Raw genomic sequence first — 9,438 nt, forward strand, 5'->3', positions numbered from 1 at the left:
CAGAACTGCGATATTGGTTGCGATAAATAAGAAAATGCGTTTCACCGATTATTCCTTTTTAGTGTGGTTTGTGAGGTGATTTTTATATGGGCGCATTGTCTCAAAAACTCTATAGAGATGAAACAGCATGATAGGCAAAGGTATGCAAATTCAAAGCAATTGAAGCAAAGGCCGTCTGAAAAGGTAGTCTCAACCAGTGAGAATCGCTTTTCAGACGGCCTCTTATAGGTAAAACTATCTGCCGGCTTCTTCCAGCCAGTTGCGCGGTATAAGGAATTGATTGAGGCGTGCTTCGGGTGAACCTTCTTCCGGCACATATTGATACTCGAAGCGTACCAAAGGCGGCATGGACATCAAAATGCTTTCCGTACGGCCGCCGCTTTGCAGGCCGAACAGCGTGCCTCTGTCCCAAACCAAGTTAAACTCGACATAGCGTCCGCGACGGTAGAGTTGGAAATCTCGTTCACGTTCTCCATAAGGCGTGTTTTTACGTTTGGCCACAATCGGCAGATACGCTGCGATATAGCCTTCCCCAACCGCCTTGATAAAATTCAGGCAGGTATCGAAATCCCAACGGTTTAAATCGTCAAAAAACAGGCCGCCCACGCCGCGTGTTTCGTTACGGTGTTTCAAGTAGAAATATTCGTCACACCATTGTTTGAATTCAGAATAAACCGATTCGCCAAATGGCGTGCATACGTCTCGCACCACTGTGTGCCAATGCACGATATCTTCTTCAAAAGGATAAAACGGCGTCAAATCAAAGCCGCCGCCAAACCACCAAACCGGCTCGGCATTTTCAGGATAGGCAATAAAAAAGCGCACATTGGCATGGCTGGTCGGGACATAAGGATTTTTCGGATGAATGACCAGCGACACGCCCATGGCTTCAAACGCCGCGCCTGCCAATTCAGGACGATGGGCAGTGGCAGAAGCCGGCATTTTGGTTCCCTTTACATGCGAAAAATTTACACCGGCCTGCTCGAATACTGCGCCGTTTTTCAATACGCGGGTTTCGCCGATACCCAGTTTCCCCGTCCACGCTTCATGCACAAATTTGGCTTCGCCATCTTCTTGCTCCAGCGCGGCGCAGATTTGGTTTTGCAGGGTTTTGAGGAGGGTTAGAACGGATTCTGTGTGCATGATATTTCCTTGATGGTGTTTTGTTATGGGTAAATTTTTGCAGGGCTTATCTTGTAATCAAGCTTGACTCATCAGCAATAGATTGAAAGGTATCGATGATGTGGCGATACCTTTCAGACGGCCTTGATTTATTCAGTAAAAAAGGTATGTGCGCCCAAATAGTTTTTGGCGTAGAACGGGGTGGAAAGTTTTTCGGTTTTGATGGTTTTGCCGCTGCTGGGGGCGTGGATGAATTCGCCGTTGCCGATGTAGAGGCCGACATGGGAATATTTGTGTGCGCCGCCGGTATTGAAAAAGACAAGATCGCCGGCTTTTAATTTGTCATCGGAAATTTTACGGCTGGCTGCGGCCATATCGCGTGCGGTGCGTGGCAGATTGACATTGAGGGCGTTTTTATAGACGAATTGGATCATGCCGCTGCAGTCAAAGCCTGTGGCTGTGGTACTGCCGCCCCATTTGTAGGGCGTGCCGATCAGGCCCATGCTGTGAAGCATCAATTCCTGCGAACCTTGTGTGCGGTCAATATGGGAAATGCGGACAGGTTGGACTTTTCTGGCGGTTATTTGCGGCTTGTGGGATTTGTGTTTGCTGGTGGTGCCGCAGGAGGCCAACAATAGGCTGGTGGTACAAACAAATAGGGTTTTGCAGATGAGTCGAGACATGGTGAATTTCTCCGGTCGCATGATTTATGTTTTCAGACGGTCTCTATAATAATCCTTCTATGGGCAGGATGGACAGGATTTTTGAAGTAACCCGTTTCCAGAATTTGGCTTCTGGTTCTTGTGCGTAAGTTCGTTTTTCACTTGGGTCATACCAGTATAGTTTATTGTAATTGCCAAGCGTTACCTGATAGGCGTAGTTTGGGGTGGTCGTAACGAGGGTGCGCTGCATTTGGCCTGCGATTTGGGGACTTTCGATGACGACACCCATTTCGGTATTGAGGCGTGCGGAACGTGGGTCGAGGTTGAATGAGCCGATGAAAATGCGTTTCTCGTCCACGATGAATGTTTTGGCGTGCAAGCTGGTGGCGGAGCTACCGGTCAAGCCGCGGTCTTTGGAGGTCGGAACGGCGTGGTTGGGCTGGAGCTCATAGAGTTTGACCCCAGCTTTAAGCAAGGGCTTGCGGTATTTGACGTAGCCGGAATGGACGGCGGCAACGTCGGTTGCTTGGAGCGAATTGGTCAAAACGGTAACGTCCACGCCGTTGTGAATCAGCTTTTCTATGGCTTTAACGCCCGATTTTGTGGGCACAAAATAGGGTGAGACAAGGTAAACGCTTTTTTCAGGTTGCTTGAGGGCGTCTTGTAGGCGTTCGGAAATAGGCGGTTTATGCCGGTCACGGTCTAAGCCTTTGGCCGGGTCATCGCTGATCAGGCGTGTGCTGACACTTTGCCACTCCATAAGGTTGCTCTGTATTTTTTGATAGAGGTTGGAGTGTTCAATGCTTTGACGGTAGCGGATGAGCGTTTGGTTTTTATCTTGGTCGGTGTAATTAAGTTCGGCTAGTCCTTTTTGCAGGTTTCCCCGTTTGATTATGCTACTTGCATTGTAGGCGGAATGGCTTGCCCAGTAGCGGTCGAAGTCTTGGGACACTTCTGTTACTACGCGTCCTGTTGCGAGGATATCGAGGTCGGCAAAGATGGTATCGTCGTTAACCTTAAAATATTCGTCGCCGATATTGCGTCCGCCCAAAATGGTGGCACGGTTGTCGGCGGTAAAGGATTTGTTGTGCATTCGGCGGTTAAGTCGCGGAAAGTCGGCAACGTAGCCGAGCGCACGCCATTTTCTGAAAATGAAGGGATTAAACAGACGGACTTCGATATTGGGATGATTGTCGAGTGCCAGCAGGAGATCATCCATGCCGTTGGTGTTGTTGTCGTCCAGAAGCAAACGCACACGGACGCCGCGTTCGGCCGCGCGATGAATCAGGTTGAACAAAAGCTTGCCGGAGATGTCGTTGTGCCAGATATAGTACTGCAAATCAAGAGTATGGTCGGCGGCTTCAATTAAGGCTGCTCGGGCAACAAAGGCTTCATGGGCATCGTTCAGCAGATAGATATGGGAAATATCGGCCTTGGAGGGGGTAGAAGGAATACCTAAGGCGCTGTCCAGTCGCGGCGTTGAAGGGATGTCAAGATAACTGCTTTGGGTGCGTTCGTCCAATGATGGCAAAAACGCGGCGCAACCGCCCAATAGCAGGGTATAAAGAAGAGGAAGATGAAATTTCATGGGAAACCGGTACAAACAATCCCTACCTAAATGATATTTAGGCAGGGATTGAATTGAAATTAGGTTGCTTGAATCAGCTTAGAAGGCAACATAATTTGCCGGATTGACTGGTTTGCCGTTTTGACGGATTTCAAAGTGCAACTGAGTGCGGGATGCATCGGTATTACCCATGTGCGCAATGGTTTGACCGCGTTTCACGGTTTGGTTTTCATTAACCAGCAGGCGTTGGTTGTGACCGTATGCGCTCAAGAATGAGGAGTTGTGTTGGATGATGACCAAGTTGCCGTAACCGCGCAAGCCTGAGCCTGCGTAAACGACTTTACCGTCTGCCGCTGCAACAACAGGCTGGCCTTGCGTACCGGCGATATCCACACCTTTGTTGCTGCCGCCGAAGTTGGCGATAACGTTACCGGTAGTCGGACGCTGCCATGTGATGCCGCTGACGTTGCGGCTGCTGCCGGTAGATACGGTCGGTGTATTGGCAGGCGTGCTTGGAGTCGGAGCAGTAGTTGTAGTTGTTGGAGTAGAAGGTTTGCTTGCAGAAGCTGCAGGTGCAACGTAGCCTTCAGGTTTCACACGGAGGGTTTGACCAATGCTGATGGTGTTGTCGGCCAAGTTATTCCATGCACGCAGATTGTCTTGGGTAATGTTGTAGCGTTTGGAGATGTTGTAAACGGTATCACCACGAACAACGGTATGTGTCGCTGCATTAATATCAACAGGCGCATAAGAAGGCGTGTAAGTGCCGGTGCTGCCGCTGTTGTACGTTGGAGCAGGTGTACTTACCGGCGGAGTGTATGGAGCATCTGCCGCTGGGCTGGTGTTGGTATTGTAAGGCGCTGCACCGTAAGGATTGTCAGCGGTAGAGCTTGTTGTTGAACCACCGCTTTGTGTGCCGACGACTACAGGAGCCGGTTGTTGGCTGGCACAGGCTGCAAGTAATAAAACCAAAGCTGCCGATCCGGCATAAGATACACTTTTTTTCAACATGTTAATGACTTTCGTATTCGGGTAATTGTTCTCGTCGAGGCATATCATAATAAAAATATGCTTGTTTCTCAAGTGTTCGGCTGTTAGGGACTGTTAAGGCGCAGGGATTTCTGACCAAAAGGAAGCGGTTTGCTCCATTTGTCCGTAGGCAGTCAAATCGACTTGCAGGGGGGTAATCGTGATGAAGCCGGACGCGCATTCGCCAAAGTCGGTACCTTCTTCGCTGTCGGAAACATCGCCGACCGGCCCAATCCAATAAATTTGTTCGCCACGTGGATTATACATGGGAACAATGCTTTGTTCATGATGACGACGGCCGAGCCGTGTAATTTTTATGCCTTGGATATCCTCAGGTGCGACGGCAGGGATATTGATGTTCCATAAGATGGGTTTGGAAATAGGGCGTTTGAGAAAGTAGGAAAGCAGTATCCAAGCGGCTTTTTCCGCGGTTTCCCAATAACGGCCGCTGGAGTCGGCAAGCGAAAAAGCAATGGCGGGAATGCCCATTAAATAGGCTTCAGTCGCGGCGGCAACCGTACCGGAATAAAGCGTATCGTCGCCCATATTTGCGCCGTTGTTAATGCCGGACAAGACTAAGTTGGGTTTGAAGTCGGCAAGGGCATGCTGGCCGACATGAATGCAATCGGTGGGGGTGCCGTTCACATAGTAAAACCCGTTTTCCGCCTGTTTCAGTTGTAAAGGACGGTCTAGAGTCAGGGAATTGCTGACGCCGCTGCGATCGCGTTCGGGCGCAACCACCCTGACATTGGCAAATTCTGCACACACTCTTGCCAAAACAGCCAAACCGGGCGCAAGATAACCATCGTCGTTTGAGATTAATATGTTCATGTGACAATATTGTGTCTATCGGTAAGATGGACGGTATTGTACTGGTTTGCTTGAGCGATTGTCCACGAATCGGCAACGTTTGGGCGGAAAGGATAATAATGAAACATTATGAGTTAGACCCCAAAGCTTTATTGGGCGGCGTGATTGCTTCAGACGGCAATCAGGAGATTGTTCAGCTTTCACTGCAGAAGAATAATGAAATTCCGGCATATGAGGCGGATGCGATTATTTTGCTTTTGGTTTTAAACGGCAAAGCCGAAATCAAAACGGTGGACGAAGTTTTGCAAACCGAAGGCTTGCAAGTTATCCGTCTTGAGCCGATGGAAGCGCACAGCATTCGCGCGTTGGCCGATAACACCAATATTTTGGTTATCAAACAATTAATTCACGAAACCGGTCTCAGCAAACGTTTGAGATTTGGAAGTTGCTGTCTGTAATGCAATAAAGGCCGTCTGAAAAGTTTCAGACGGCCTTTTTAAAATCAACTAGATTTATTTCAAACCTTTTTTCACCAAGTCTTCATAACCGCCATGGTTGGTTACGTTGGTGTAGCCGGCTTTTTTCAGCTCAGTCAGCGCGGCTTCTGCACGGCGGCCGCTGCGGCAGTAGAGGTTTACCGGTGCGTTTTTATCCGGGCTGACGGATTTGATGCGGTCAACGATTTGGTCATGCGGAATATTGAGCGCACCTTGCAAATGGCCTTCTTTAAATTCTTCGGCAGAGCGGACATCAATCCAAACGCCTTTTGCTTTTGCAGGCTGTGCCGCAATTTTTTCAACTTTAGGCATAGAGGCAGCGGAAGCGGCCAAAGGAGTGGCAACAGCGGCGGCAAAAAGTACGGCGGTCAGCAGTTTCTTCATGGTTCAATCTCCTATTAGACAGAAAACAATATGATAACTTTATCAGTTTAGCATTTCATCAGGCCGTCTGAAAGGGGAGTTGGCTTTCAGACGGCCTGATTTTACAAACCGATTAGCGTTGGGTTTCTACTGCTTCCAAAGCGCGTAAAGCGTAGGTATAAGCGGCACCAGCGTTCAGGGCGATAGCAGTGGCCAATGCGCCGGCGATTTCACTTTCGGTTGCACCTGCTTTGGCTGCGGCGGCTGCATGCACGCTAATACAGCTTTCGCAACGTGTGGTAATAGCAACGGCAATGGCAATCAGTTCGCGTGTTTTGGCATCCAGTGCTTCGGCAGCGGCTGCTTGATCCAGTACGCCGTAGGCTTGCAGCATTTTAGGATGGTTTTTACCCAATTCGCCGAATGCTTTTTTTACCAAGGCGGTATGTTCAGGCCAGTCTTTAAACATGATATGTCCTTTCTTAATGTGAGTGGATAAGATAAAAAATCCTATCCGTTTGTATTTGGTGTGTGTATTATTGCAATAATTTGAAGATTTAAATCGTCAAAACATCTCATTTATTGGTAAAAAACACTATGGATATTTTGGATAGGCTGGTCGAATTGGCGCAGGTAAAAGGCAGCGTGGATGTTCAATGTCTTTTTCGGGGGGAATGGTATGTGCGGCATGAACCAAAGCGTGCGCATGGTTTGGTACATATCGTAACTGCCGGTTCGGGTTATATCCGAATTGATGGGGAGCAAGAGGCTAGGCTGCTGAGTGCGGGGGATATCATTTTTTTTCCGCGCAGCGTAGGGCATACTTTGAGCAACGACAGCAGTTGTGAAAATCTCGGTGTCAGCGTGCTGACGAGTGAAAAAGGCGCATTTAAAGTCAAGCAGAGTCATGCAGGAGGCGATGCGGCTTTGCATCTTTTCTGCGCGCGGTTTGAATATGAAGCGCAGGCGGATATTATGGCGGGACTGCCTGATACTGTTTTGCTGAATATCAACCATCCTTCTTTACAGTATTTGGTGGCATTGTTGCAATATGAGAGCGGTCAGGCTTTGTCCGGCTCGGTAGCGGTCGTGAACGCATTGGCTTCGGTGTTGCTGGTATTTCTACTTCGAGCCAGCCTGGAGAAAAATGGGGCAGCGCAATTAAGCGGTTTGCTGAATGGTTGGCAGGACAAACGTTTGCGGAATTTGCTTCAGGCAGTAGTGGATAAGCCGGAAGAGGAATGGAATATCGAGAAAATGACCGAGATGGCCAACTTATCTCGCGCCCAGTTGATGCGGGTATTTAAGCAGCAGACGGGAACAAGCCCTCATGCTTTTGTAAACAGTATCCGCTTGCAGCAGGGGGCGTTATTGTTAAAGCAGACAGCCGATTCGGTTTTATCGGTTGCGCTCTCGGTGGGTTTTCAATCGGAAACGCATTTTGGCAAGGCATTTAAAAAGCAATATGGGATATCGCCGGGGCAATATCGTAAGAATGATCGCGCTGATGAAGCAGCAGTACAAGCGGAAGAAATGCCGATTTACTTTATTTGAACAGATGATAAAAGGCCGTCTGAAAGTGTAAAAATGAAATCTAGGATTTCCAAAACACTTTTCAGACGGCCTCAATTTTAAAACGTATCAATCAAACAGAATTAGTCCAGTTTTTTGAAATGACGGCGACGTTCCAATTCGCTCAGGTAGCGTTTACGCAGGCGGATGGATTGTGGCGTGATTTCAACCAGTTCGTCATCGTCGATGAACTCAACTGCACCTTCCAAAGTCAATTTGATAGGCGTAGTCAGGCGCACGGCTTCATCTGTACCGCTGGCGCGGACGTTGGTCAGTTTTTTACCTTTCAGAGGGTTTACCACCAAGTCGTTGTCGCGGCTGTGAATACCAATAATCATACCTTCGTAGACTTTGTCGTTTGGAGAAACGAACATACGGCCGCGGTCTTCCAAGTTCCACAGGGCGTAAGCAACAGCTTCACCTTGCTCTTGAGAAACCAGGACGCCGTTGTGACGACCTGGCATATCAGGTTTAACCGGAGCATAGTCGTCAAAAACGTGGCTCATCAAGCCGGTACCGCGGGTCAAGGTCATAAATTCACCTTGGAAACCGATCAGGCCGCGTGCAGGAATATGGTATTCCAAACGTGTACGACCGTTACCGTCGCTTTCCATATTGGTCAATTCGCCACGGCGGCGGCCGAGTTCTTCCATGACCGCGCCTTGGTTTTCATCCGGCACATCCACAGTCAGATTTTCGTAAGGCTCGCATTTTTGACCGTCAATTTCACGGAATACCACGCGCGGTTTGCCGACTGCCAATTCAAAGCCTTCGCGGCGCATGTTTTCCAACAAAATGGTCAAGTGCAATTCGCCGCGGCCAGAAACGCGGAAAACGTCGGCATCGGCTGTATCTTCAACACGCAGGGCAACGTTGGTCAGCAATTCTTTTTGCAGGCGGTCGCGGATTTGGCGGGAAGTCACGAATTTGCCTTCAGTACCGGCAAGAGGAGAAGTGTTGACCATAAAGTCCATGGTCAGGGTCGGCTCGTCCACGCTCAACATAGGCAAGCCTTTGGGATTGTCTTTGTCGGTAATGGTTACGCCGATACCGATGTCTTCAATGCCAGAAATAATCACGATGTCACCGGCCTCAGCTTCTTCCAAAGGTACGCGTTCCAAGCCTTGGAAGCCCAACAGCTGGTTGATGCGGCCTTGGGCGACTTGTTCTTCATGATTCATGACGGCAACGACTTGGCCGGGTTTGATGCGGCCGTTCAGGATGCGGCCGATGCCGAGGCGGCCGGTGTAGTTGTCGTAGTCCAGTTGGGAAATTTGCAGTTGCAGCGTTTTGTCCGCGCTGCCGCTTGGTGCAGGCGTGTGTTTCAAAATGGTCTCGAACAGAGGGCGCATGTCGCTGCTCTCGTCGTTTTCATCCAGTTTGGCAAAGCCGGACAGGCCGGAAGCATAGACGATAGGGAAGTCCAATTGTTCGTCGGTTGCGCCCAAGTTGTCGAACAATTCGAATGTTTGGTCGATAACCCAGCTTGGACGGGCAGATGGTTTGTCGATTTTGTTGATAACAACGATAGGTTTAAGACCCAAAGCCAAGGCTTTTTTGGTCACGAAACGGGTTTGCGGCATAGGGCCTTCTTGTGCGTCAACCAACAGTACGACGCAGTCAACCATGCCCAATACACGTTCCACCTCGCCACCAAAATCAGCGTGTCCCGGGGTATCTACGATGTTAATGTGGTAGCCTTCGTATTCGATGGCGGTATTTTTAGCGAGAATGGTAATGCCGCGTTCTTTTTCAAGATCGTTGCTGTCCATGACGCGTTCTTCGACTTGCTGGTTGGAACGGAATGTACCGGACT

The 9,438-nt window shown here is 49.3% G+C and carries 10 protein-coding genes; 2 read left to right on the plus strand and 8 right to left on the minus strand.

Going from position 1 to position 9,438, the window contains the following annotated elements:
- Positions 1 to 234: 234 nt before the first annotated feature.
- The 5 genes from hemF to surE all read right to left on the minus strand — a co-directional run bounded on the left by hemF (position 235) and on the right by surE (position 5,211).
- Positions 235 to 1,143, minus strand: coding sequence for an oxygen-dependent coproporphyrinogen oxidase (gene hemF / locus ACTHUE_RS07120; protein WP_004520293.1), 909 nt, complete (start codon positions 1,141 to 1,143; stop codon positions 235 to 237).
- A gap of 128 nt (positions 1,144 to 1,271) precedes the next feature.
- Positions 1,272 to 1,805: a C40 family peptidase gene (locus ACTHUE_RS07125; protein ID WP_004520294.1), complete on the minus strand. Its 534-nt coding sequence runs from the start codon at positions 1,803 to 1,805 to the stop codon at positions 1,272 to 1,274.
- Positions 1,806 to 1,848: 43 nt separating this feature from the next.
- Entirely contained in the window at positions 1,849 to 3,372 is a 1,524-nt protein-coding gene (locus ACTHUE_RS07130) for a phospholipase D family protein (protein WP_004520295.1), read from the minus strand.
- A gap of 78 nt (positions 3,373 to 3,450) precedes the next feature.
- Positions 3,451 to 4,362, minus strand: coding sequence for a peptidoglycan DD-metalloendopeptidase family protein (locus ACTHUE_RS07135; RefSeq protein WP_049335267.1), 912 nt, complete (start codon positions 4,360 to 4,362; stop codon positions 3,451 to 3,453).
- Positions 4,363 to 4,455: 93 nt separating this feature from the next.
- The gene (surE, locus tag ACTHUE_RS07140; RefSeq protein WP_440361119.1) at positions 4,456 to 5,211 is read right to left on the minus strand and encodes a 5'/3'-nucleotidase SurE; all 756 of its coding nucleotides are present in this window, start codon (positions 5,209 to 5,211) and stop codon (positions 4,456 to 4,458) included.
- Positions 5,212 to 5,309: 98 nt separating this feature from the next.
- Here surE and ACTHUE_RS07145 point away from each other — a divergent pair, with 98 nt between their 5' ends.
- A complete protein-coding gene (locus ACTHUE_RS07145) occupies positions 5,310 to 5,648 on the plus strand; it encodes a hypothetical protein (protein WP_004520298.1) in 339 nt (112 codons plus the stop codon).
- Positions 5,649 to 5,702: 54 nt separating this feature from the next.
- Here ACTHUE_RS07145 and ACTHUE_RS07150 read toward each other — a convergent pair whose 3' ends face one another.
- Positions 5,703 to 6,071, minus strand: a complete 369-nt coding sequence (locus ACTHUE_RS07150; RefSeq protein WP_440361118.1) for a rhodanese-like domain-containing protein — start codon at positions 6,069 to 6,071, stop codon at positions 5,703 to 5,705.
- 112 nt (positions 6,072 to 6,183) lie between these two features.
- Entirely contained in the window at positions 6,184 to 6,519 is a 336-nt protein-coding gene (locus ACTHUE_RS07155) for a carboxymuconolactone decarboxylase family protein (protein ID WP_440361117.1), read from the minus strand.
- A gap of 128 nt (positions 6,520 to 6,647) precedes the next feature.
- Here ACTHUE_RS07155 and ACTHUE_RS07160 point away from each other — a divergent pair, with 128 nt between their 5' ends.
- Positions 6,648 to 7,604 (plus strand): cupin domain-containing protein, encoded by a 957-nt coding sequence (locus ACTHUE_RS07160; protein ID WP_440361116.1) that lies wholly within the window; start codon positions 6,648 to 6,650, stop codon positions 7,602 to 7,604.
- Positions 7,605 to 7,705: 101 nt separating this feature from the next.
- Here ACTHUE_RS07160 and typA read toward each other — a convergent pair.
- On the minus strand, positions 7,706 to 9,438 hold a 1,733-nt coding region (gene typA / locus ACTHUE_RS07165; protein ID WP_440423176.1), incomplete at its 5' end, for a translational GTPase TypA.

The organism is Neisseria sp. P0021.S005 (genome assembly GCF_051956955.1).